The sequence below is a fragment of the Streptomyces sp. DSM 42067 genome (assembly GCF_055792885.1).
On the sequence record NZ_CM147706.1, the window covers coordinates 6,108,840 to 6,130,790 of the forward strand.

Below are 21,951 nucleotides of genomic sequence, written 5' to 3' on the forward strand. Positions count from 1 at the left end.
CCGCCCCTTCCCGAACTGGGGGCTTCGCCCCCAGACCCCCCGATCGCCCTGACGGGCTCGTCCTCAAGCGCCGGACGGGCTGGAAATCAGCCCGTCCGGCGCCAGCGGTCGCCCGGTGGGTTGGCCGGCGAGGGCTTTGCCGAGGCGTCGCGACGGGGGTCCGAGCGCGGCGCCGCCGGAAGGTTCAGGGCCGCCTTCATCACCGCTTTCGCGATCGGTGCCGCGCTTCCACCGCCGCTGATGTCCGCCCTGTCGGCCGCCGCGTCCTCGACGACGACGGCGACCGCCACGGCGGGCTCCAGGGCACCGTCGGCCTGCGCCCAGGAGATGAACCAGGCGTACGGGGTCCCGGTGTTGCCGACGCCGTGCTGGGCGGTGCCGGTCTTACCGCCGACCGTTGCGCCCGGGATCGCCGCGTTCTTGCCCGTGCCCTCCTCGACCGCGCCCGTCATGAGCTCGCGCAGCTGCATCGCGGTGGACTGCGACATCGCCTGACGCAGGGTCCGCACACCCGCCGTCCGCACCGTGGCGCCGCCGTCGGTGGTCGTCCTGTCCACCAGGCGGGGCGACTTGACGGAGCCGCCGTTCGCGACCGCCGCCGCCACCATCGCCATCTGCAGCGGCGTCGCCCGCGTGTCGAACTGGCCGACGGAGGACAGGGCCAGCTGCGCGTCGTCCATCCTCGTGTCGAAGTTGCTCGCCGAGACCGGGAGCGGGATCGTCAGCCGGCCTTCGTTGAAGCCGAGCCGCTGCGCCATGCCCGCCATGGCGTCGAGCCCGGTCTCCACCCCGAGCTTGGCGAAGACCGTGTTGCACGACCACTCGAAGGCGTACCGCACGGACGCGTCCTCGCAGCCGTCCACCTCGTTGCTCAGCTGAGCGTCGCTGCCGGGCAGCGTGTACGGATCGGGGGAGGCGGTCCGCCTGTCCACATCCCCCACCACGCCCTCCTCCAGCGCCGCCGCCGCGGTGACCACCTTGAACGTCGAGCCGGGCGGATAGGTCTGGTGGATGGCCCGGTTCAGCAGCGGCTTCTCCGGGTCGGCGTTCAGCTGCGTCCAGGCCTCCTTGACCGAGGCGTCATTGCCCGAGATCCGGCCCGGGTCGTACGACGGCGTCGACACCAGCGCCAGGATCCTCCCGGTGGCCGGCTCGATCGCGGCGACCGCGCCCTTGCGGTTGCCGAGCCCCCGGTACGCGGCCTGCTGGGCCGCCGCGTTGATCGTCGTGACGACCCGGCCGCCCGGACTGCGGTCGCGCGTGAGGTCGTTCCACCCGGGAACCGGCCCGAGCAGCGGATCGGTACCGGCGAGGATCTCGTCCTCGGTGTTCTCAAGGAGCGACGTGCCGTACGCCTGCGAGGCGAAGCCGGTCACCGGTGCGTACAACGGGCCGTCTTGGTACCGGCGTTCGAAGCGGAGCTGCTCGCCGGTGTCCTCGGACGACGTGACGGGTGACCCGCCGACGAGGATGTCGCCGCGCGCCTGGGCGTAACGGGTGATCGCCTGGCGGCGGTTGGCGGGATTGCCGTCGTATGTTCCGGCCTGGAAGACCTGGATGCGGGTGGCGTTCACCAGCAGCGCGACCAGCAGCAGGGCGCACACGATCGCCGCGCGGCGGATACAGCTCGTCACGGCGGTGCCGTCCCGTCGTACTGGCTGCGCGCCGAGTCGCTGATACGGATCAGCAGCGCCACGATGATCCAGTTGGTGACGAGCGACGAGCCGCCCTGTGCGAGGAACGGCATGGCCATACCGGTGAGCGGGATCAGCCCCGTCACCCCGCCCGCGATCACGAACACCTGGAGCGCCACGATCGAGGCGAGGCCCATGGACAGCAGCCGGCCGAAGGGCTCGCGCAGGGCGAGCCCGGCCCGGAAGCCGCGCTCCACCAGCAGGCCGTAGAGCAGGATGATCGCGGACAGGCCGGTGAGACCCAGCTCCTCGCCCGCCGTGGCCAGGATGAAGTCCGACTTCGCGGCGAAACCGATCAGGATCGAGTGGCCGAGCCCGAGACCGGTGCCGAGCATCCCGCCCGCGGAGAACGCGAACAGCGACTGCGCGAGCTGGCCGGGGCCCTGGCCCGCGTCGATGGAGGCGAAGGGATGCAGCCAGTCCTCGATCCGGCTGTGCACATGCGGTTCGAGACTGCCCACGGCGAACGCGCCGAGCGCCGCGAGGAGCAGACCCACCGCGACCCAGCCGGTGCGGCCCGTGGCGACGTACAGCAGGATCACGAAGAGCCCGAAGAACAGCATCGACGTGCCCAAGTCCCGCTCCAGGACGAGCACTCCGACGCTGAACAGCCAGATCGCGACGATCGGTCCGAGCACCCGCCCGGTGGGCAGCTGCAGCTTCCAGACGCGGCGGCCCGTGTACGCGAGGGCGTTGCGGTTGGCGGCCAGATAACTGGCGAAGAACACGGCGAGCAGGACCTTCGCGAACTCGCCCGGCTGGATGGAGAACCCGCCAAGCCGGATCCAGATCTTCGCTCCGTTCACCGCGGGGAAGAAGATCGGCGCCATCAGCAGGAGCAGTGCGCCGGCCACCGACAGATACGCATAGCGCTGCAGCACCCTGTGGTCACGCAGAACGACCACGACCGCGATGAACAGGCCCACGCCGAGCGTCGACCAGACCAGTTGGGTGGGGGCGGCCCGGTCGGCCGGGGTCTCCAGGTCGAGGCGGTAGATCAGGACCAGGCCGATGCCGTTGAGCAGGACGGCGATCGGCAGCAGCAGCGGATCGGCGTACGGGGCCCGGAAGCGGACCGCGAGATGGGCGAGGAGCGCGAGCGCACCGAGACCGGCGCCGTAACCGACGGCGCCGGGCGGCACGGAACCGCTCTTGGCGAGCCCGACGGCGCAGTAGCCGTACACGGGCAGCAGGACGGCGAGTCCGAGCAGGGCGAGCTCGGTGCCGCGGCGCCGGGGGAGGCGGACAGCGGGAACCGCGGTGGGGGCGGCGGTGTCCGCTGTCGTACCGGTCATGGCGGGAACGTAGCAAGCGGTGCGCCTGATGTCCCGTTATGTCGTGATAATCGGGCTGTTCCGGTGGTTCATTAGCGGGAGGCTTCTGGTTCCCTGGCGGGAGGCTGGCGCCTGCCGGTGCTTCCGGCGGTGTCGTGTGCGGCGTGCCGTCTCAGCACCAGCGTGGAGCCTTCCCGACGTTCTCGATGTAGCGGGCCGAGCCCCACGCCCAGGTCCCGTCGGTGAGGAGGTACCAGCGTTTGTTGCCGTCGACCTGCTCGCCCGCCGTCTTGCAGAGGATCGAGACGATCGCCCCGTAGGGCTCGCTGCGCAGGACGCGGCCGCCGCGGGTCGGGAAGTCGCGGAGCAGGAGCCCGGTGCGGGCGGTGACCCGGCCCTGGTACGTCTCGTATGCCTCGTCCCTGTCGTTGTCGCCGCTTGCGGCGTGGGCGGGCGTTCCGGCGGCGAGGGCCGAGAGTGCTGCTGCGGCGGCGACTACGGCGAGCCGGGCGGCGGTGGACCGCGGGGACATGGGGCCTCCAGGGGTAGGGGGAATCGGGGCAGAGATCATCGGTCGCCCGTCATCGCCGATCAATCGCCACAGTAGGAGCGGCCCTTCATCCGCGCAGGTCACGCTGCGCCATCGGGGTCCCGGCCGTCGGCCGGCAGATCGTCGGCGACGCCCGGCGGGGGCGGGTCGAGCGCACACCGCACTCCGGCCCCTGCTCCGGCTTCTTGCCCCTGGAGCGCCCCGCCTGTTCCCATGGTCATGGGGTGATGGCCATGAGCGGACTGCGCGTCGTACCGATCCGGGCGCACGGCCGGGAGCGGCTCCACGTCCTTCTCCCGGACGGCAGGAACATCGCCTGGTACGACCGTGAGGCGGCCCGGGTCAACCTGCTGAGCGAGGACCGGAGGGAGGACGTGCTCGGCGTACTCGGCCCCTTTCTGACCGGCCCGGTCAGCGTCGGTCCGCCGCCCCTGCCGACGTCCGCCGACCTCGCCCGCCTCACCCTCCACCCGGACGACGACCTCGCCCCGAACCGCCCCGGCGAGGCCCTGCTGATATCCCTCGACCGCGAACCCGCGCCCGCGCGGCGGCTGCGCCCCGATCCGCGGCGCAGGGCGCTCGCCGCGGAAGAGGCCGTGGGGGAGGTGCTGGACGGCCTCGAGGGTGCGGGCTGGCGCGCCCTCCACTCGATTCCGCTGCCCGGCGGGGACCGCATCCACCACCTGGTGATCGGGCCCGGCGGAATCTTCGCGCTGCACACGGTGTACGCGCGCAAGCAGCGGCTGCGGGTCGCCGATCCCGTGGTCGTGGTGGGGCGGGGGGAGCCGCGGCCGCTGCTGAGGCTGGCGCGCAGCGATGCGAGTCGCGCCTCGTTCGCGCTCGCCGCCGAGGTGCGGGCCGTTCTGGCGGTGGCCGGACCGGCGGATATCGAGATCGCGGGGGTGCCGCGGGAGGTTCGTGTTCTGCAGGACGCGGACCTGGCGGGGCTGGGGCGCACGGGTGGGGTTCTGAAGCCTGCGGATGTGGAGGCGCTGCATGCGATGGCGCGTGACCGGCACACGTGGGTTCGTGTGTGAGTTTCCCCCACCCCGCCCCTTCCCGCTGTATCGATTTGCGGCTCCGCCGCGTGGCAGGGGCCAGCCCCTGGACCCCGCCGGGGCTGCCGCCCCGGACCCCGCTGTCGGCGGCTCCGCCGCCTCGTCCTCAAGCGCCGGACGGGCTGAAGGATATGGCCGAACGCCGTCAGCGGAACCGTTCCACCGCCACCACCGCCACCGCATGCCGCGTCGTCTCCTGCCGCACCTCCACGGTCAGCAGCGGCTCGGCAGGCAACGCCCGGTACGTCACATCGCCGATCCCCGTCGCCGTCGCCGTGCCCTCGCCCACCGGCTCCGGCAGGGCGGCCGCCGCAGCGTTCCGCACCCCCGCCGACAGCGGCGACGAGACGACCGGCACCCCGTCCCCGGGCAGGGCCAGGACCAGTGCCCCCGGGCGCGTCCGGGGGCCGGTGAACCCGACGACCACCGCGTCGCGCGTATCGCTGTGCCGCAGTTTCAGCCACGCGCGCGTGCCGCCCCGGTAGCCCTGGTCGAGCCGCTTGATCACCAGCCCCTCCACGCCGCAGTCCACCAGCGACTCGTACCAGGTGAGCGCCGTCGCCCGGTCCGTCGTCACCGGTACGGGCTGCAGGGGCGGCCCCAGCGGCTCCAGCATCCGTACCAGTCGCTCGCGCCGCCGTGCGTACGGAGCCGGGCGCAGGTCGTCGGCGCCCTCTGCCAGGAGGTCGAAGGCCGCGTACGAGGCGGGCTGCGTGCGCGCCAGCACGGCGGCACGCGCGCGTGTGGCGGCCGCCCGCCGCTGGACCGCCGCGAAGTCGACGCAGCCCTCCGACCAGACCACGACCTCACCGTCCAGCACCGTGCCCGCCGGAAGCCGTTCCGCCGCCTCCACCAGATCCGGGAAGGCGCTGGTGACGATGCGCCCGGAGCGTGCCTGGAGGGTCACCCCGCCACCGGTGCGGAAGACGACGAGTCGGTGGCCGTCGAACTTCGGTTCGTACGCCCACCCCGCGCCCTCCGGCAGCGCCGTGACCGACTCCGCCAGCGCCACGCGCACCGGCGGGGTCACGGCGGCTGAACGCGACCGGGGCGTCACGGCAGCGGCCTTGCGTGGTCGAGGTCGAGCAGCGGGTCCAGCAGATCCCCGTACCGCTCCAGGCGCGGGGCGATGTCCGTGGCCAGGTACACGAGCTGCGCGGGGTCCGTGCAGTCCGCGACCTCGTCCCAGGTGACGGGCGCGGACACGGTCGGCTCTGCCCGTGCCCGCAGGGTGTACGGCGTCGCGGTGGTCTTCGCGGCCGCGTTCTGGCTGAAGTCGACGAAGACCTTGCCGGGCCGCAGACTCCGCTTCATACGGTGCGTGACCAGCTCCGGAAGATCCCGCTCGGCCTGTACGGCGAGCTGCTTCGCGTACGCCGTGACCTGCTCGGACGGCGTCGGCTCCAGGTGGGCGAGCAGATGCAGCCCCTTGGCCCCGGACGTCTTCGCGTACGCCTCGATCCCGTCGGCGGCCAGCCTCTCGCGCAGCCAGCGCGCGACCCGGCAGCACTCCACGACGGTCGCGGGCTCCCCTGGGTCGAGATCGAGCACGAGACGGTCGGCGATGCCCGGCGCGTCGCACTGCCACTGCGGGGTGTGGAACTCGGTGACGAGGTTCGCCGCCCACATCAGCGTGGCCAGGTCCTGGACCACGATCTGCCGCGCGGTCCCGTCCGAGTGGGGCACATCGGCGGTCCTGACCCAGTCGGGCGTACCCGGTGGCACGTTCTTCGCGAAGAACTGCTGGCCGTCGGGTCCGTCGGGGAACCGCAGGAACGACAGCGGCCGGTTGACGAGATGGCCGAGCATGGCGTGGGCCGTGGTCGCGTAGTAGTGCAGCAGCTCGCCCTTGGTGAAGCCGCTCGACGGATACAGGACCTTGTCCAGGTTGCTGAGTGCCAGGCGCCGCCCCTCCACCTCCGTGATGGGCGTCATACGATGAGAATCGCATGAAATGCCATGAAATCGACTCAAAGGGTGCTTAACGTGCGATCGATTTGGAACGGAGCCATCTCCTTCGGGCTGGTCAGCATTCCGATCAAGCTCGTGAACGCCACCGAGAGCCACTCCGTTGCCTTCCGCCAGATCCACACCGAGGACGGCGGACGGATCCGCTACCGCAAGGTGTGCGAACTGGAGGACAAGGAGGTGACCCAGGGCGAGATCGGCAAGGGGTACGAGGACGCGGACGGGACGATCATCCCGATCACCGAGGAGGATCTCGCCGCGCTGCCGATCCCGACGGCCAAGACGATCGAGATCGTCGCCTTCATCCCGGCCGAGCGCATCGACCCCCTTCAGATGGACGCGGCGTACTACCTCGTCGCGAACGGCGTGCCCGCGGCCAAGCCGTACACGCTGCTGCGCGAGGCGCTCAAGCGCAGCCAGAGAGTCGCCATCGCCAAGTTCGCGCTCAGAGGCCGGGAGCGGCTCGGCATGCTGCGTGTCGTCGGTGACGCGATCGCCATGCACGGGCTGCTGTGGCCGGACGAGATCCGCGCCGCCGAGGACGCCGCGCCCACCACGCATGTGACGGTGCGCGACGCGGAGCTGGACCTCGCCGACGCGCTCATGGACACGCTGGGCGAGGTCGACCTGTCCACGCTGCACGACGACTACCGCGAGGCCGTCGAGGAGCTCATCGCCTCCAAGATCTCGGGCGCCCCGCTCGAGCATGTGCCCGTGGCGGAGGAGCGGGCGGGCAAGGTCATCGACCTCATGGCGGCGCTGGAGAACTCCGTCCGCGCCGCCCAGGCCGCGCGTGGTGAGGAGGCCGCTGGTGGCAGGGAGGAGCCCGCCGAGGTGACGCCGCTGCCCGCGCGCTCGGCGGACCGGCGCAAGACGGCGGCGCGCAGGTCCGCGCCTGCCGCCCCCAAGGAGGTCGGCGGCAAGAAGTCGACGGCCACGAAGAAGGCCGCGGCGGGGAAGAAGACGGCGGCGAAGAAGGCGAGTACCTCGAGGTCGACGGCGTCGAGCTCGTCGGCGACGAAGAAGAGCGCCGCCGCCTCGAAGTCAGGCACCAAGGCGAAGGCCGGAGCAGGCGCTGGGGCGTCGGCCAAGAAGACGGCTTCACGTCGGCGCACGTCTGCGTGATGCCTCCGGCAGGTGGCTCACCGCCACGGAAGGGCGGGTGGGCCGGCGCGCTCATGGCCGCCCGACCCCGAGGGCCGCCCTCGTGTCGGTCAGCACGCCGCAGGCGAAGAACGCCGTGAGCTCTTCGGGCGTGGCGCCGGTGCGGGCGCGTACCAGGTCCCAGAGGTCCAGCCAGTCGCGGCGGACCCGCTCCGTGAAGGCGGGACGGTCCGTGGACGCCGCCGCGGCGATGGCCTGGAGCTGCATCAGCAGGATGTCCGGGTCGAGCAGCAACCGTGCGCGCGCGTCCGCCATCGCCGTCAGTGCCTCCGCACCGCTCAGGCCTTCGGCGGCATGCGCGAGCGCCTCAGCCATCCGGCGGAACGATCGCTCGGCGGCCGCTTCGAACAGGGCGTGCTTGGTGGGGAACAGCCGGAACAGATACGGCTGCGAGACGCCGACCCGGCGGGCGATCGCCTCCGTCGACGTGCCGTGGAAACCGCCCCGCGCAAACTCCGCCATGGCTGCCCGCACCACGCTCTCCCGCCGCTCGGCCGCACTCAGCCGCATACCGGGCCTCCCATGGGTGTCTCCTCGTCCGGATCAGAGCCGGAGGTCGTCGCCGCGGGACACGGCCAGCGGGTCCCAGTCCGTGTGGCGTTCCGGCAGCAGTGACGGATCGCCGAGGACCACCCCGGTGTGCACCTCGTGCATCAGGCGCCGGTCGAGGATCCGGCCCGCGCAGGCGATGCCGCTGACCGCGGAGCCGGTGATGCCGTTGCCGTAACGGGTGTCGGCACCGGCGATGTACAGGCCCTCGACGAACGTCGCCGTGTCGGGCCGGGCCCCGGCGGCGCCCCAGTGCGCCATGCCGAAGGGCGTGCCGCCGCTGGACAGCGTGTACCGCTCGTGGGTGAGCGGGGTCGCCGTCTCCAGATGTGTGATGTGGTCCCGGAACGGGCCGAGCGCCTCCTCGGCCGTATCGAGCACGGCCTCGGTCAGCCGCGCCTTCTCCTGCTGGTACGAAGCGTTGCGGCGGTACTTCTCACCGTCGGCGGGACCCGTACTCACCCCCCAGCTCTCGAATCCGGGCGGGCAGAGCGTCATCAGCTGAAAGTTGGAGTGGCCGGGCGGGCAGATGCGGCGGGTGACCGGGTCCTTGCCGGAGGCGAAGGACGCGAAGAGGAAGTCGCCGCCGCCCCTCGTGGTGCCGCCGCGCAGTCCGTCGTAGAACCGCTCGATGTCGTCGCCCCGGTACCACCACAGGTTGGCGTGGTGCCCGATGTCCCGGTCCAGGGCGACGTACACCGCCGCCCAGGGCAGTGCCATGCGCGCGTCCCGGGTCTTGGCGGCCAGGCGCCGCGGCAGCGTCTCCGCGCCGACCAGGCCGAGCATGGTGCGCCGGTAGTCGGCGTTGGAGACCACGACGGGCGCCGTGGCCCGGCTGCCGTCGGAGAACTCGACGCCCTGTGTGCGGCCGCCGTCGACCAGGATCCGGGCCACCCTGCTGTAGGTCCGCAGGGCACCCCCGTACGCGCGTACCACCTCGAGCAGGCCGGCCGCGAGCATCTGCCCGCCGCCCTCCGGGTAGTAGGCGCCCCGGACGTAGTGGTCGATCACCGTGGCGTGCAGGGCGACCGTCGCCTCGTCCGGGGCCATGCCGTAGTTGGGCGACTGGGCGGCGAGCAGCGTCCGGGCACGGGCGGAGAGCCCGCAGCGGTCGAACAGCTCCTTCAGAGTGCGGCGGCCCCAGGCCACCGACTGCGGGGCGTGGCACGGGAGTTCGGCCATCGGCACGTCCTCGGCTGCGATGATCGCGTCGCGCCGCTCGGCGCCGAGTCCGGCCACGACGTCGAGGAACGTGTCGATCCCGGCGGCGTCCTCGGGGCACGCCTCCTGCAGACGCTTGCGGTACGCCGCCCAGTCCGCCGGCATGTCGAGCGTGGCGCCGGGGATCACGATCCGGTCGAAGCCGTCCCGGTCCATCTCCCGGTACGTCAGCCGTCCGGCGAGGCCGAGGCCGTCCAGGATCGCGGGGAGCAGCCCGCCGGGGCCGCAGTCGCCGAGATAGTGGACTCCGACGTCGAACTCGTAGGCCCGGCGCCTGCGGAACACATGGCTGTTGCCACCCGCGATGCCCGCCTGCTCCACGACCAGCACCCGCTTGCCGCCCACCGCGAGATACGCGGCACAGACCAGGCCGCCGATGCCGGAGCCGATGACGACCGCGTCCCACTGGTCGGGCGTCTCCCCATGGCCGTTCGTCCCGCTCATGCCACGCTCCGCGTGAGGATGGCCGGCACGGCGGGCAGCTGGCCCGGCTCGCTCACCGTCAGCCGGGTGACCTGAGGGGCGATCTTGCGGGCGAGGCCGGTGAGCGTCCGGCCAGGACCGATCTCCACGAACATGTCGCAGTGCAGCGTCTCGGCCATCGTGCGCACCGAGTCCGTCCAGCGCACCGGGCCGGTCAGCTGGCGCTCGAGCAGCGTCGCCCAGTCGTCCGAGCCCCGGTGGGCGCGGGCGTCGACGTTCGCCACGACGGGCGCGAAGCCGTGCAGGAACTCGGCCTTCTTCAGGGTCTTCGCGAAGGACGCGGCCGCGGGAGCCATCAGCGGGGTGTGGAAGGCGCCGCCCACAGGGATGGACACGATGCCGGTCGCGCCCAGCTCCTCGGCCGCGGCCGAGCAACGCGCCACGGACTCCGAATCGCCCGAAACAACCGTCTGCTGGGGCGAGTTGAGGTTCGCCACCCAGACCCGGCCGCCCTCCTCGCGTACTCCGGCCGCGGCCCGCTCCAATTCCTCAGCGGACAGCCCGAGAACGACCGCCATGGTGCCCGGCGCGGCCGCGCACGCCTTCCGCATCGCCTCGCCGCGCGCCGCGACCAGCCGTACGCCGTCGTCGAACCCGATGACCCCGGCGGCCACCAGCGCCGCGTACTCGCCGAGGCTGTGACCCGCGCACACGGCGGGACGGCCCGCGGCCGGCAGCGCCTGGCGCAGCTCGGTCAGGATCACCATCTCCAGCACGAACGTCGCCAGCTGGGCGTTGTCGGTGCGGCGCAGATACTCCTCGTCGGCGCGCAGCAGCAGCTCCACCACGTCGCGCCCGGACACCTCGCTCGCACGCTCGGCCAGGAACCAGCCGGGACGCCCGGCCCAGGGCCGCCCCATTCCGGGCTGCTGCGCGCCCTGCCCGGGGAATACCAATGCCAATCGCGGTCCGCTCATATCGGCCATCGACCTCTTCTGTCTCCCGTGAATTCGAGCAACAGCGATGCTGGCAGGGGTGTTTGGAAACTCCGTAGAGGGCAGATAAAAGGCCGATCAATTTCCGTTGCCCAGCAGCATCGGGGCCCGCTGTCACTTTCGGGGGATGCGCTGTCTCTTTGGTGGGCCGTCCCTTGTCGGGTCAACTCCCGGCCGCCTACCTTCCTTTCGTCCGGCCAGAAGGCGATGAGAGGAAAACGCATGACTCAGCAGACCGTGGCAACGGCGGCCGACTACCACGAGCAGGTGAGCCGGATCGTCGTCGAGGAACTCGAGCTGGAGGACGGTGAGCTGACCGACAACGGGCATTTCATCGACGACTACGACAGCGACTCGCTCTCGCTCATCACGGTGGTCTCCCGAATAGAGAAGGAATTGGGCGTGACCATTCCGAAGACCGAGCTCGGTGAGCTGGTGAACCTGCGTCTGCTGGTCGACGCCGTCGTGCAGCACGCCGGGGAGAGTGCGCATGGCTGAGCCCGTGCAGTCCGTGAACGACGCGGCGGGCGGCCGCCGCGTCGTCATCACCGGCCTGGGGGCGGTGTCGCCCGTCGGCATCGGAGCCGACGTGTTCGCGTCCGCCGTACGGGCGGGCGCCAGCGGCACCGCGCCGATCGAGAGCTTCGACGCGAGCGGCTTCCCGCGCCGCAAGGCAGGCGAGGTACTGGACTTCGAGCCCACCGACCACCTCAAGCGGCTGGACCCCGGGCAGTGGGGCCGCAGCGGTCTGCTGGCCGCAGCGGCCGCCCGGCTCGCCGTCGCGGACGCCGGCATCGACGAAGGCCGCCTCGAGACCGCGCGGGCCGGCGCGATCATGGGCACCACCAGCGGTGAGTCCGCGGTCGTCCAGGCCCTGGCCGAGCAGTGGGTGGCAGGCGGCCTCGAGTCGCTCGACGGCGAGCTCGCCGGACAGACCCCGGCGTCACGTATCGCCAACGCGGTCAGCGCGGAACTGCGCCTCACCGGCGAGACGCAGACCATCCCGACCGCCTGCTCCGCCTCCAACTACGCACTCGGCTACGCCTACGACCTCGTACGCAGCGGCGAGGCCGACGTGATGCTGGCGGGTGGCGCCGACGCGGTGAACCGGCTCACGCACGCCGGCTTCTACGCGCTCGGCGCCATGGCCGAGGACGTGCCGCGGCCCTTCGCGGCCGACCGCTCCGGCATCGTCACCGGAGAGGGCGGCGCGGTGCTGGTCCTTGAGACCTACGACAGCGCACGGGAGCGCGGCGCCCGTATCTACGCCGAGATCCTCGGATACGCCGCCAACTGCGACGCCGCCCACATGGTGCACCCCGATGCCGCCAGCATCGCCGCGTGCATCCGGGCCGCGCACGAGGCGGCCGGCGTCGATCCGTCGCAGATCGACTACATCTGCGCGCACGGCACCGGCACACCCACCAACGACTCCACCGAGGTCGCCGCCGCCCGAGAGGTCTTCGGCGACCGGATCCCGCCGATCAGCTCCATCAAGTCGATGCTCGGCCACACCATGGGCGCGGCATCCGGCTTCGGCGCGATCGCCTGCTGCAAGGCGCTGGAGCAGGACTTCCTGCCGCCCACCGCCAATGTCACCGAGCCCGACCCGGAACTCGGCGAGGGCGTCGACTGCGTGCCGGGCACCGGCCGCGCGGCACGCCTGGACATCGTGCAGAACCACGGCTTCGCGTTCGGCGGGAACAACGTCATCACCATCCTGGGGAGGGTCTCGTGACGACCGCTACCGCCACCCCGGCCGTCGCCACCACGGCCACGGTCGAACCGCTGTACGTCACCGGGGCGGGCGTCGTCTCCTCCGCGGGCCACGGCCTGGCCCCGCTCGCCGAAGCCCTGCGGAGCACGTCGGGCGGCGGCTCCTACGGCGATCCGGTCGGCGACGACGCGGACGCGTACCCGCCGCGCCCGGTCCGCGCCGTGCAGGGCTTCAAGGTCCAGGACCATCTGGGCCGCAAGGGCACCAAGTACCTGGACCGGCTCACGTCCTTCGGCCTGGTGGCCTGCAAGGAGGTGCTCGAAGGGCTGGAGGGTACGGAGCGCGAGGGCGGCCGTACCGGAGTGGTGCTGGCCACCAACACCGGCTCCGTTTCGACGCACAGCACCCTGCTGTACGACACGCTGACGCTGGAGAAGCCGTATCTGGTGAACCCGGGCCGGTTCCCGAACACCGTCATGAACAGCACCTCGGGCCAGATCGCCATCCGTAACGGGTTGCGCGGCCTGAACGCGACCGTCGCCGGCGGGCAGACCGCCTCGCTGCTGGCCTTCCGGCACGCCCGGCTCGCGCTCTCGCTGGGCCGTGCCGAGCGGCTGCTGGTCGGCGGTGCGGAGGAGCTGAGCGCCCCGGCGGCATGGGCCTGGCACCGTACCGGCGTACTGCGCGAGGGCGCGGCGCTCGGTGAGGGCGCCGCGGTGTTCACCGTGCAGAAGGAGGCGCCTGCCGGGGGAGCGCTGGCCGAGATCCTCGCGTGCGAGGTGCGTTTCACGCCGGACCCGCGGCAGTACGCCGACGGGCTGGCCGACGCCGTCTCGCGCGCTCTGGCCCGCAGTGGAGTCCGCCCGGAGGAGGTGGACGACGTTTCCCTCGGCGCCGTCCACCACCGTGGTCTGGAGCGGATCGAGGAGCGCGGTGTGCGGGCCGCGCTGGGCGGCGGGCTGCCTCGGGCCGTGCGGGTCGCCGATGTGCTCGGCGAGACGTACAGCGCGAGCGGGGCCATGCAGCTCGCAGCCCTCCTCGGCCTCTGGGAGGCCGAGGAGCCCGTCGGGCTCCGGACGGCGCTTGTCACGTCCGTTGGGCGGGACGGGAATGCGGCGGCGTTGGTGGTGCGTCGGTCTCGGTGACGTCCGCCGCCCCTTTGTCGCAGCGGTGCCCGCGAGTCTCCCCGCGGGTGCCGCTGCCCCTTTTTTTGTGCCCGCACGCCTGCCCACAACGGTGCAACGCTCTCCGAAGGAGTCCTCATGCTCAATTCGGCCTACATCGGCCGTACTTATCCGCCCACCCCGCCCTACGAAGTCGGGCGCGAGAAAATCCGGGAATTCGCCGGCGCCGTCGGGGCCCCTGCCGGGGGCGGGGATGTCGCGCCGCCCACCTTCCCCATCGTCCTGTCCCTGCACGCCGAGAAGCAGGTGGTCGACGATCCGGATTTCGGGTTCGACTTCTCGCGGGTCGTGCACCGGGACCAGCGGTTCGAGGCGCGCCGCGCGATTCGCGTCGGCGACCGGCTGACCGTGACCGTCGAGGTGGTGGCCGCCGACAGCGTCGACGGCAACGACGTCGTGACCCTGCGCGGGCACATCCGTGAGGCCGACGGCGGTGCCCTCGTGTGCACCACGACATCCACCCTGGTCTCCCGGAAGGAGAACACACAGTGAGGGCGCAGCTCGACGCAGGCGCGACGATGCCGACGCGCACGTTCCGTATCACCCGAGCCGACCTCGTGCGTTATGCGGCCGCGTCCGGCGACCACAACCCCATCCACTGGTCCGACCGGCAGGCGGCCGAGGTGGGGCTGCCCGGCGTCATCGCGCACGGGATGCTCAGCATGGGGCTGGCCGCGACCGCCGTCTCCGAGTGGGCGGGCGAGCGGGCCGCCGTCATCGAGTACGGGACCCGCTTCACCCGCCCCGTCCTGGTGCCCGACACCGCCGACGGCGTGGTGCTCACCGTCGACGGTGTCGTGGGCGAGGTCAGGGAAGACGGGACGGTTCGGGTCGATCTGACGGTGCGCTGTGGGACGCAGAAGGTGCTGGCACGGACCCGGGCCGTGCTGGCTTCCGGTCGATAGCGAGCCCCGCGAACGTACCCGCGAAGACCACGGCGGCCCCCGTCAGCACTGCGCTGCGGAGGCCGCCGTGGCTGTACACGGCGGTGAGCACGGCGATGCCGAGCGCACCGCCGAACTCGCGGACCGTGTTGTTCACGCCGGACGCGAGATTGTGCTCGTGCCCGGCGACCGAGCCGATCACCGTCGCCGGGTTGGCCGCGAAGACGAGGCCCATGCCGACACCGGCCAGGACCATCGCCCCGACCATCTCCCCGTAGGCCAGTCCGGGCCGGGAGATCAGCGCCAGCCAGACCAGCGCGACCGCCTGCAGCAGGCAGCCGGTCGCCTGGAGCAGACCGCCACCGACCCGGCCCGTCAGCGCGCTGGCCAGCGGTACGACCACCATGGGCGCCGCCGTCCACGGCAGCGTGCGCAGCCCGGCCTCGAACGGCGAGTAGCCCATCGGCCCCTGCATGAACTGGGCGAGGAAGAAGATCGACCCGAACACGCCGAAGTACATGGCCAGGGCCAGCGCGTTGCTGAGCATGAACGGACGCACGCGGTACAGATGCAGCGGGGCGAGCGGCGTCGGGGCGCGGCGCTGCCAGAAGGCGAACACCGCGAACAGCGCCGCCGAGGCCGCCAGTCCGGCCAGGGGCCGAGCCGCCGCCCAGCCGCCGTCGGCCGCCTGCACGATGCCCCACACCGCGGCGACGACCGCCCCGGTCACGAGCACGATGCCCGGGATGTCGAGCGGCCGCGGCGCCCCCTTGGACTCGCGGATCGCCCACAGCGCGAGCGGCAGCGCGACGATGCCGACGGGCACGTTGATCCAGAAGATCCAGTGCCAGTCCAGGCCCTGGGTGACGAGGCCGCCGGCCATCGGGCCGAGCGCGATGCCGAGGCCGTTGACGCCGCCCCACACGCCGACCGCGAGGGGCCGGCGCCCGGCGTCCACGGAGGCGACGGCGAGGGTCAGTGACACGGGCAGCACCGCAGCGGCCCCGGCGCCCTGCACGACCCGGGCGGCGACCAGCGCGCCCGCCGAGTCCGCGAGGGCGCACGCCGCGGAGGCGACCGTGAACAGCCCGATGCCCCAGACGAACACGCGCCGCCGGCCGATCCGGTCGCCCAGCGCGGCCCCGGCGAGCAGCAGCCCGGCGAAGGCCAGGATGTAGCCGTTGACCACCCATTGCAGGCCGGACTGGCGGGTTTTCAGGTCGTCGGCGATGACGGTGAGCGCATTGGTCACCACCAGGTTGTCCACGGCCACCATGAACATGGGCAGCGAGGTCGCGATCAGCGCCCAGGCCGCCCCTTTCGGCCGCGGGTCCCGGGTTCGTTCCCCGGATGGATGCAGCATCGTTCCTTGCTTCCTTCCTGCATACGGACATGCCTGCACATGGACCGCCTGCACGGGACCGCCTGCATACGGACATGCGGCCTGCAAACGGGCATACGGACATGGCCGCCGGACCCCGTCGGGGTCCGGCGGCCTGCCGGGGGGAGCGGGTGTTACGCCTGCGTGCCCGTGGGCGGCAGCTTCAGCTCGACGGCGCCGATCTGCGCCAGCAGGAACAGGTCCTGGCGGCACGCCCAGTGCTCGTGGACGAGGCCGTCGTCACCGACGCGGTAGATGTGGATGTGCTCGACGTCGACCTTGTTGCCGGTGCCCTCGAAGCCGAGGAAGTTCCCGGTGTGGATGCCGGTGAAGCGCACCCGGATCACGGCCTTGTCGCCGTCCGCGAACGAGTCGATGTGGTCCCAGCCGGCCTCCGAGAACACGGAGTTCATCCAGCGGGCGGTGCCCAGGTAGCCGTGGGGGCCGCCGGGGGTGCCGGGCGGGGCCTCGTAGTCGACGAAGTCGGGGGCCACCAGCTCCAGGGCGACCTTCTCGTCGAGGTCGTTGAAGATCTTGCCCATCTGGTGGGCGATCTCCAGCACGGTGTCGTTGGACATGCGTTTCCTTTCGTACGAAGGGGTGGGAAGGGGGCCGGTGAGGGGCCGGTCAGTGGCCCACGCCGAGGCCGCCCGTGACCGGGATGATCCCGGCGGTCACGTACGAGGCCTCCTCGCTCACCAGGAACTTCACGACGCTCGCGACCTCCTCCGGCCGGCCGGCCCGGAAGAGCGATGTCTGGCTGAGCACGTGTTCGCGCCGCGCGTCCGTGACGTCCTTGACCATGTCGGTCTCGATCAGGCCCGGCGAGACGATGTTGACCGTGACGTTGCGCTTGCCCACCTCACGGGCCAGCGAGCGGCCGAAGCCGATCAGACCGGCCTTGGATGCGGCGTAGTTGGTCTGGCCCGGGGCGCCCGCCATCGCGCTCATCGAGGACATGAAGACGACCCGTCCCCAGCGGGCCTTGAGCATGTCGGGCACGACTTCCCGGGCGACCGTCACCGCGGAGAGCAGGTTCGTCTCGATGACGGTTCGGAAGTCGTCGTCCTCCATGCCGACCAGCAACTGGTCGCGGGTGATGCCCGCGTTGGAGACCAGCACCTGGATGGGGCCGTGCTGGATGCGGGCCTCCTCGACCGCGCGGCGCACGGACTCGGGGTCCGTCACATCGCATCGAACCCCGAACAGCCCCTCGGGCGGCTCGCCGGTGCGATAGGTGACGGCGACCTTGTCGCCCTGTTCGGCGAGGGCGCGGGCGGTCGCGAGGCCGATGCCCCGGTTTCCGCCGGTGACGAGCACGGATCGGCTCACGGACTCAGCTCCTTGGGACAGTGACGTGGAGATCGGCCGACAGGAGCGCATCGAGCTGCTCCGCCGCCGCGGTGGTGTCGGTGAAGTGGATGGCCCGCCAGCCGGCGGCCTCGGCGCCCTCGCAGTTGTGTGCGAGGTCGTCGACGAGCACACAGCTGCTCGCGGGCACCCCGGCCCGTTCCGCGGCGAGCGCGAACATTCCGGGCGAGGGCTTGCGGTGGCCCACCTCGAAGGAGAGCAGGACGTCCTCGAAGAGCTCCGCAGGATCGACCATGCGGCGCCAGTGCGCGTCCCACGTGGGCACCATGTTGGAGAGCATCCCGACGAACGCGCCGCGTTCCCGGGCCCACCGCAGCGCCGTGACCCAGGCGTGGTTGGTCTCGCGGCCGTCGAACCACGCGTCCGCGAGCGTCGTCAGCCGGACGCCGGTGACTTTGTGGTCGGCCGCGAGCACGTCGGAGACCTGCCCGAGCCACTCCTCCTCGCTGACGAGGGGAGTGTCGATCGGCTCCATGATGTCGGTCGTGCCGTAGCGGGCCGTGACCTTCACCAGGGCCTGCTGGAGCACCTGCGGATCGAGGCCCTGTGCCGCGCAGAAGGTGCCCATCGTGTGCGAGATGGGCGGGGTCAGCACACCGCCGAAGTCGGTCCAGATCGCCAGCCGGTGGCCGGTCCGCGGGCTCACAGCTCGCTCCCCGAGACGACGGTGACGGTCACCTGCGCGATCTCCGCGTCGCCCTGCAGAAAGCGCACCGGTATCTCGCCCCGGCCGCCTCCCGGCCGCACCAGGGGCGCCTCGGCGCGTACGACCTCGTCGAGCTCCGCGAACCGCGAGAAGCGGGCCTCGAAGCCGAGGGCGTACGTGGTGCCCGGTTCGCCGACCGCGAGCAGGGACAGCTGCCGGGCCGCCTCGACGAGCGTCATCGCCGGCAGATGGTCGTAGACGTGGTCGAACAGCGCGCGGTTGTCGAACCGCGGGGTGACATCGGCGGTCACCGACCGGTCCGTGGTGCCGGCGCGGGACAGGACGACGTTCAGCGGATTGCCGCGGCCCACCAGCTCGGGCGCGACCTGCCGGCCGGCGTCGGCGTCGGCGCCGGGGCCGTGGTCGGAGAAGTCCGAGGTCAGCGGGGCCGGGGTGCCGCGCTGGGCGTGCCGCAGCACGTCGTTCTCATGCTCGTTGAGGAAGAGCACGTCCATCTCGTGCTCCCCGACGTGCGTGTCGTCGATGAAGTAGCGCTGGGCGACCTTCCCCTTGCGGTAGCGGCCGCGGCGGGTCGGGTTGCCGATGTAGTCGGTGTCGATGCGCAGCCGTCCGGGCTCCGGGCCGATCATGAGCTCCTTCAGACCGTGCAGGTCCAGCCGGAAGGTGTCGACGATCATCGTGGTGCCCTGGGACAGCCCGATGTGCGCGTGCGACCCGGCGATCGCGGCCTGCCGGCCCGACTCCAGCAGCAGCAGCGCGTCATAGACGGCAGGCCGCTGCACATGTTCGCTGTAGTAGCCGTGGGTGAGCGGGAGTTGGACCGCCGTGCGGACCTTCTTCGCGGCCAGCGGCTGGATGTCGGTGACGAAGACCTCCGAGACCGCGGCCCGGTGGACCAGGGAGCGGTCGACGGTGCGCCCAAACTTGAGTTCAGCAGGCGCCGAAGGAATCTCCGGAGCCACTTGTGTGGTCATACCTGTTTCCTTTGGCAGGGTTCCCTCGAAGGCTTCTGGTGAAGAGGAGGGTTTTCGGTACCGAATCAGCGTCGCAGTCGGGTATGGAAGCCGGATCGTGCCGGGATTCAACCGCGATAAAAGCCAGCGGGATTTCCGGGGCCGCTGTGTCCGATTTGCCGCGGGTGGATGGCCGGGTCTCCCGCCAGGGGAAACGCAGTATCATCTTGGAATGCGTATCGGAGAGCTGGCGCGGCGTACCGGAGTTCCGGTTCCTACGATCAAGTACTACACGCGCGAAGGCCTGTTGCCCCCGGGCGAGCGCACCAGCCCGAACCAGGTGCGGTACGCGGAGTCGCACGTCCGCAGGCTCAAGCTGATCCGCGCCATGCTGGAGGTCGGCGGTCTGTCCATCGCTGCCGCCCGCGAGGTGCTCGGCGAGGTCGACTCGCCGCGCCGCACGGTCCACGGCATGCTCGGCGTCGCCCAGTCCGCCGTCACCAAGGCCGCGGTCGAACGGGGCACCGAGGAGGACTGGGAGCGCGCCGAGCACGAGGTGCGCGAACTGGTGCGCCGCCACGGCTGGGCGGCCAAGCCGGAGAACCCGGGGTGGAAGGCGCTGGTCCAGATCGTGGTGACCTACCGCGACCTCCAGCGCGATGACCTGCTGGCGCTGCTCGACACCTACGCGGACGCGGCAGGGAAGCTGGCGATCGCGGAGCTGGGCGCGCTCGCGGATGTGCCCAGCACCGACGGCAAGGTCGAAGGCGTCGTCCTCGGCACCGTGCTCGGGGACGCGGCGATGTCCGCGCTGCGCCGGATCGCCCAGGAGGACGCGTCCGGCCGCATCCAGAAGAGGCCGCACTCGGCATAGCCCGCGGGCGCCCGTTGTGTGAGCACCCCTCACCCCACGTACGCCAACAGCGGTGCCACCGGGGCCAGATGGTGCACGCGGGCCGGCGGCAGATTGCCCAGCACCGTCTCGCTGCGGAAGCGGTGCCGCTCCAGTGCGCGGCCCAGTACGGCCTGCACCGCGAGGGTTTGCTCGCGCGCCGCGCCCGTCGTGAACGCCCTGCGCAGCGGCGGCACTCCGGCGTACGCGAAGAACGACAGAGTGCCGCCCGGCCGCAGCGCGGCGAGCAGCCGTCCGAAGATGTCCTCGACCGTCGCGGCGTCGAAGTTCGCGAACGGCAGTCCGCACACGATCGTGTCGTAGTCGCCGAGTTCGTGCTCCTGGACCAGCCCCGTCAGCAGTCGTATACGCGGGTCGTCGCCGTAGTCGCGGTGCAGCAGCGCGGCGAAGCGGGGGTTGGCCTCGACGAGGTCGAGGGTGTCCAGCGGTCCCAGCGAGGCACGGATGTGGCGGGTGACAGCGCCGGTGCCGGGGCCCACCTCGAGCACTGCCCGTGAGTGGCCCGGGCTGGGGATCACATAGCGGGTCAGCGCTCTCGCCAGCAGCGGGCTGCTGGGCGCGATGGCGCCCGTGTCCCGGCGGGTCCGGGCGAACTCACGGAAGAACAGCGTCACATCGGTCATGGCCCACCTGCGTCGTCGGTCCTGCAGCGCCGGCGCGCTGCTCCCATAGTGATAGTGAAACTATCGATAGCGTAGGTTACTGTGAGGGTGCAGCGCCGGGACGCCCGTCGCCCTGGCGACGCTAGTGGGCCTCTGACCTGGGATCACGACTCACCAATGACCCGGCGGATGTCTCCAAAGAGGCATGGACCGACTGACCGAGAGCCCTCGACGGATGAGTGGGCCGACTGACCGAGAGCCCCTCACCGGATGAGTGGGCCGACCGACCGAGAGCCCCTCGACAGACGAGTGGGCCGACCGACCGAGAGCCCTTCCGCGGCACGGAAGGCGCCTGAAGGACCGGGAGAAGACCGTGGACATAGCCAGGCTCATGTCATGGGTCGACATCACCTCGGGACTGTCGACCCACCTCGCCGGCACGGCCTGCTGGGCGTACGCGATCCTCGCGATCACGACGCTGCCGCCGCTGCTGCCCAACGCCGTGCTGCTCGTCACCGGCGGCATGCTCGCCGCACGCGGTGAGATGTCGATCACCCTGGTGCTGCTGTCGGTGGCCGGCAGCGCCCTCCTCGGCGATGTGATGATCCATCGCTTCGGCTGGTCCGCGGGCGGCCGCGTGCGGCGCCGGATCGCCGGGCGGGGACGCCAGGGCGAGCTGTTCGAGTGGGCCGCCGCCCGGGTGCAGCGCGGCGGCATCCCGTTCGTCGTCGGGGTCCGCTTCCTGCCCAGCGGACGGCTGCTGGGCGGCCTCGCGGCCGGTGCGGCGCGCTACCCCGCCGGCAAGTTCGCGATCGGAGCCGCGCTCGCCGAGACGGTCTGGGCCGCGTACTCGGTGGGCGTCGGCTACTTCGGCGGAGCCGTCAGCGACGACCCGGTGTACTCCGTCGCGATCGGGCTCGCCCTGTCCGTCGCGGTGGCGGGCGTCGCGGCGGTCGCACAGCGCCGTACCGCCAGGTCCGCGGTTGCTGTGTCCGCCGCCGCGTCCGGAGCGGACTTGTCCGCCGCCGCGTCCCCAGCGGACTTGTCCGCTGCCGCGTCTGGTGCCGACGCGTCCGCTGCCACGTCCGGGGTCGCCGCGTCCACTGCGACCTCCGGGGCCGCCGCTTGCGCGGGCGTCCGGGCGCGGGCCGCGAAATCCGGGGCGGAGTAAATGTCCCGAAAGAGGTATGGCGCATCCCTCCAAGCGCGGATATCGCCGCGTTCGGCGCTCTGAAAGCCTTGCCGTAAAGCCGTAAAGCCGTGAGGCAGCAAAGCCGTAAAGCCGTAAAGCCGTAAAGCCGTAAAGCCGTAGAGCCCGCGGGAAATCCCGCGCGGCCGGGAAAACCACAGCACGCACGCACAGCAAGCCACATCAGCCAGGGA

The 21,951-nt window shown here is 71.6% G+C and carries 23 protein-coding genes; 9 read left to right on the forward strand and 14 right to left on the reverse strand.

Features of this window, described 5'->3' with window-relative positions:
- Window positions 1-86: 86 nt before the first annotated feature.
- The 3 genes from ACSMXV_RS27925 to ACSMXV_RS27935 form a co-directional block, all read right to left on the reverse strand.
- Complete coding sequence (locus tag ACSMXV_RS27925) at window positions 87-1,634, reverse strand: penicillin-binding transpeptidase domain-containing protein (protein WP_473173956.1); 1,548 nt, start codon at window positions 1,632-1,634, stop codon at window positions 87-89.
- Window positions 1,631-2,989 (reverse strand): FtsW/RodA/SpoVE family cell cycle protein, encoded by a 1,359-nt coding sequence (locus tag ACSMXV_RS27930; RefSeq protein WP_473173957.1) that lies wholly within the window; start codon window positions 2,987-2,989, stop codon window positions 1,631-1,633. Before ACSMXV_RS27930 ends, ACSMXV_RS27925 begins: the two co-directional genes overlap by 4 nt.
- Window positions 2,990-3,140: 151 nt before the next feature.
- A complete protein-coding gene (locus ACSMXV_RS27935; RefSeq protein ID WP_473173958.1) occupies window positions 3,141-3,500 on the reverse strand; it encodes an SH3 domain-containing protein in 360 nt (119 codons plus the stop codon).
- A gap of 251 nt (window positions 3,501-3,751) precedes the next feature.
- Between ACSMXV_RS27935 and ACSMXV_RS27940 the strand changes: the two genes are divergently transcribed.
- Window positions 3,752-4,555, forward strand: a complete 804-nt coding sequence (locus ACSMXV_RS27940) for a nuclease-related domain-containing protein (protein WP_473173959.1) — start codon at window positions 3,752-3,754, stop codon at window positions 4,553-4,555.
- Window positions 4,556-4,721: 166 nt separating this feature from the next.
- Here ACSMXV_RS27940 and ACSMXV_RS27945 read toward each other — a convergent pair whose 3' ends face one another.
- Both ACSMXV_RS27945 and ligD read right to left on the reverse strand, forming a co-directional pair.
- Window positions 4,722-5,606 carry an ATP-dependent DNA ligase gene (locus ACSMXV_RS27945; RefSeq protein WP_473173960.1) on the reverse strand — a complete coding sequence of 295 codons (885 nt, stop codon included), beginning with the start codon at window positions 5,604-5,606 and terminating at the stop codon, window positions 4,722-4,724.
- A 23-nt stretch (window positions 5,607-5,629) separates the two neighbouring features.
- Window positions 5,630-6,511: a non-homologous end-joining DNA ligase gene (gene ligD / locus ACSMXV_RS27950; RefSeq protein WP_473173961.1), complete on the reverse strand. Its 882-nt coding sequence runs from the start codon at window positions 6,509-6,511 to the stop codon at window positions 5,630-5,632.
- A gap of 51 nt (window positions 6,512-6,562) precedes the next feature.
- Here ligD and ku point away from each other — a divergent pair, with 51 nt between their 5' ends.
- Complete coding sequence (gene ku, locus ACSMXV_RS27955; RefSeq protein WP_473173962.1) at window positions 6,563-7,669, forward strand: non-homologous end joining protein Ku; 1,107 nt, start codon at window positions 6,563-6,565, stop codon at window positions 7,667-7,669.
- A gap of 51 nt (window positions 7,670-7,720) precedes the next feature.
- On the opposite strand, the gene ACSMXV_RS27960 is transcribed toward ku, so the two are convergent.
- From ACSMXV_RS27960 to ACSMXV_RS27970, 3 genes are read right to left on the reverse strand one after another with little or no spacing between them, the layout of a single operon-like run.
- On the reverse strand, window positions 7,721-8,218 hold the full coding sequence (locus ACSMXV_RS27960; RefSeq protein ID WP_473173963.1) for a TetR/AcrR family transcriptional regulator: 498 nt from the start codon (window positions 8,216-8,218) through the stop codon (window positions 7,721-7,723).
- 33 nt (window positions 8,219-8,251) lie between these two features.
- Window positions 8,252-9,922 carry a phytoene desaturase family protein gene (locus ACSMXV_RS27965; protein ID WP_473173964.1) on the reverse strand — a complete coding sequence of 557 codons (1,671 nt, stop codon included), beginning with the start codon at window positions 9,920-9,922 and terminating at the stop codon, window positions 8,252-8,254.
- Window positions 9,919-10,863, reverse strand: a complete 945-nt coding sequence (locus ACSMXV_RS27970) for an ACP S-malonyltransferase (RefSeq protein WP_473173965.1) — start codon at window positions 10,861-10,863, stop codon at window positions 9,919-9,921. Before ACSMXV_RS27970 ends, ACSMXV_RS27965 begins: the two co-directional genes overlap by 4 nt.
- A gap of 255 nt (window positions 10,864-11,118) precedes the next feature.
- On the opposite strand from ACSMXV_RS27970, the gene ACSMXV_RS27975 reads away from it, so the two are divergent.
- From ACSMXV_RS27975 to ACSMXV_RS27995, 5 genes are all read left to right on the forward strand, one after another.
- Window positions 11,119-11,394, forward strand: coding sequence for an acyl carrier protein (locus ACSMXV_RS27975; RefSeq protein WP_473173966.1), 276 nt, complete (start codon window positions 11,119-11,121; stop codon window positions 11,392-11,394).
- Complete coding sequence (locus tag ACSMXV_RS27980; RefSeq protein WP_473173967.1) at window positions 11,387-12,634, forward strand: beta-ketoacyl-[acyl-carrier-protein] synthase family protein; 1,248 nt, start codon at window positions 11,387-11,389, stop codon at window positions 12,632-12,634. The genes ACSMXV_RS27975 and ACSMXV_RS27980 overlap by 8 nt, the downstream gene beginning before the upstream one ends.
- Window positions 12,631-13,758, forward strand: coding sequence for a beta-ketoacyl synthase N-terminal-like domain-containing protein (locus ACSMXV_RS27985; protein WP_473173968.1), 1,128 nt, complete (start codon window positions 12,631-12,633; stop codon window positions 13,756-13,758). Before ACSMXV_RS27980 ends, ACSMXV_RS27985 begins: the two co-directional genes overlap by 4 nt.
- 117 nt (window positions 13,759-13,875) lie before the next feature.
- On the forward strand, window positions 13,876-14,289 hold the full coding sequence (locus ACSMXV_RS27990) for an FAS1-like dehydratase domain-containing protein (protein ID WP_473173969.1): 414 nt from the start codon (window positions 13,876-13,878) through the stop codon (window positions 14,287-14,289).
- A complete protein-coding gene (locus ACSMXV_RS27995; protein WP_473173970.1) occupies window positions 14,286-14,702 on the forward strand; it encodes a MaoC/PaaZ C-terminal domain-containing protein in 417 nt (138 codons plus the stop codon). Before ACSMXV_RS27990 ends, ACSMXV_RS27995 begins: the two co-directional genes overlap by 4 nt.
- On the opposite strand, the gene ACSMXV_RS28000 is transcribed toward ACSMXV_RS27995, so the two are convergent.
- The 5 genes from ACSMXV_RS28000 to ACSMXV_RS28020 form a co-directional block, all read right to left on the reverse strand.
- Entirely contained in the window at window positions 14,605-16,044 is a 1,440-nt protein-coding gene (locus ACSMXV_RS28000; protein ID WP_473173971.1) for an MFS transporter, read from the reverse strand. The two genes, ACSMXV_RS27995 and ACSMXV_RS28000, sit on opposite strands and share 98 nt — an antisense overlap.
- Before the next feature lie 152 nt (window positions 16,045-16,196).
- Window positions 16,197-16,640: an ester cyclase gene (locus ACSMXV_RS28005; RefSeq protein WP_220136224.1), complete on the reverse strand. Its 444-nt coding sequence runs from the start codon at window positions 16,638-16,640 to the stop codon at window positions 16,197-16,199.
- Between the two features lie 49 nt (window positions 16,641-16,689).
- On the reverse strand, window positions 16,690-17,394 hold the full coding sequence (gene fabG / locus ACSMXV_RS28010) for a 3-oxoacyl-ACP reductase FabG (RefSeq protein ID WP_181868456.1): 705 nt from the start codon (window positions 17,392-17,394) through the stop codon (window positions 16,690-16,692).
- Between the two features lie 4 nt (window positions 17,395-17,398).
- Window positions 17,399-18,079 carry an HAD-IA family hydrolase gene (locus tag ACSMXV_RS28015; RefSeq protein WP_473173972.1) on the reverse strand — a complete coding sequence of 227 codons (681 nt, stop codon included), beginning with the start codon at window positions 18,077-18,079 and terminating at the stop codon, window positions 17,399-17,401.
- Window positions 18,076-19,074, reverse strand: a complete 999-nt coding sequence (locus ACSMXV_RS28020) for an AfsA-related hotdog domain-containing protein (protein WP_473173973.1) — start codon at window positions 19,072-19,074, stop codon at window positions 18,076-18,078. Before ACSMXV_RS28020 ends, ACSMXV_RS28015 begins: the two co-directional genes overlap by 4 nt.
- A gap of 211 nt (window positions 19,075-19,285) precedes the next feature.
- Here ACSMXV_RS28020 and ACSMXV_RS28025 point away from each other — a divergent pair, with 211 nt between their 5' ends.
- Window positions 19,286-19,927 carry a MerR family transcriptional regulator gene (locus ACSMXV_RS28025; RefSeq protein WP_473173974.1) on the forward strand — a complete coding sequence of 214 codons (642 nt, stop codon included), beginning with the start codon at window positions 19,286-19,288 and terminating at the stop codon, window positions 19,925-19,927.
- A gap of 29 nt (window positions 19,928-19,956) precedes the next feature.
- On the opposite strand, the gene ACSMXV_RS28030 is transcribed toward ACSMXV_RS28025, so the two are convergent.
- Entirely contained in the window at window positions 19,957-20,589 is a 633-nt protein-coding gene (locus ACSMXV_RS28030) for a class I SAM-dependent methyltransferase (RefSeq protein ID WP_473173975.1), read from the reverse strand.
- A gap of 352 nt (window positions 20,590-20,941) precedes the next feature.
- Between ACSMXV_RS28030 and ACSMXV_RS28035 the strand changes: the two genes are divergently transcribed.
- On the forward strand, window positions 20,942-21,739 hold the full coding sequence (locus tag ACSMXV_RS28035) for a DedA family protein (protein WP_473173976.1): 798 nt from the start codon (window positions 20,942-20,944) through the stop codon (window positions 21,737-21,739).
- Window positions 21,740-21,951 lie beyond the last annotated feature (212 nt).

Excerpts from the sequence above, each read along its gene's own strand:
- ACSMXV_RS27965 (WP_473173964.1), bottom strand. The coding sequence starts at position 9,922 with ATGAGCGGGACGAACGGCCATGGGGAGACGCCCGACCAGTGGGACGCG.
- ACSMXV_RS28030 (WP_473173975.1), bottom strand. The coding sequence starts at position 20,589 with ATGACCGATGTGACGCTGTTCTTCCGTGAGTTCGCCCGGACCCGCCGG.
- ACSMXV_RS28020 (WP_473173973.1), bottom strand. The coding sequence starts at position 19,074 with ATGACCACACAAGTGGCTCCGGAGATTCCTTCGGCGCCTGCTGAACTC.
- ligD (WP_473173961.1), bottom strand. The coding sequence starts at position 6,511 with ATGACGCCCATCACGGAGGTGGAGGGGCGGCGCCTGGCACTCAGCAAC.
- ACSMXV_RS27990 (WP_473173969.1), top strand. The coding sequence starts at position 13,876 with ATGCTCAATTCGGCCTACATCGGCCGTACTTATCCGCCCACCCCGCCC.
- ACSMXV_RS27935 (WP_473173958.1), bottom strand. The coding sequence starts at position 3,500 with ATGTCCCCGCGGTCCACCGCCGCCCGGCTCGCCGTAGTCGCCGCCGCA.
- ACSMXV_RS27980 (WP_473173967.1), top strand. The coding sequence starts at position 11,387 with ATGGCTGAGCCCGTGCAGTCCGTGAACGACGCGGCGGGCGGCCGCCGC.
- ACSMXV_RS28005 (WP_220136224.1), bottom strand. The coding sequence starts at position 16,640 with ATGTCCAACGACACCGTGCTGGAGATCGCCCACCAGATGGGCAAGATC.
- ACSMXV_RS28025 (WP_473173974.1), top strand. The coding sequence starts at position 19,286 with ATGCGTATCGGAGAGCTGGCGCGGCGTACCGGAGTTCCGGTTCCTACG.
- ACSMXV_RS27940 (WP_473173959.1), top strand. The coding sequence starts at position 3,752 with ATGAGCGGACTGCGCGTCGTACCGATCCGGGCGCACGGCCGGGAGCGG.
- ACSMXV_RS27930 (WP_473173957.1), bottom strand. The coding sequence starts at position 2,989 with ATGACCGGTACGACAGCGGACACCGCCGCCCCCACCGCGGTTCCCGCT.
- ACSMXV_RS28000 (WP_473173971.1), bottom strand. The coding sequence starts at position 16,044 with ATGCTGCATCCATCCGGGGAACGAACCCGGGACCCGCGGCCGAAAGGG.
- ACSMXV_RS27975 (WP_473173966.1), top strand. The coding sequence starts at position 11,119 with ATGACTCAGCAGACCGTGGCAACGGCGGCCGACTACCACGAGCAGGTG.
- ACSMXV_RS27960 (WP_473173963.1), bottom strand. The coding sequence starts at position 8,218 with ATGCGGCTGAGTGCGGCCGAGCGGCGGGAGAGCGTGGTGCGGGCAGCC.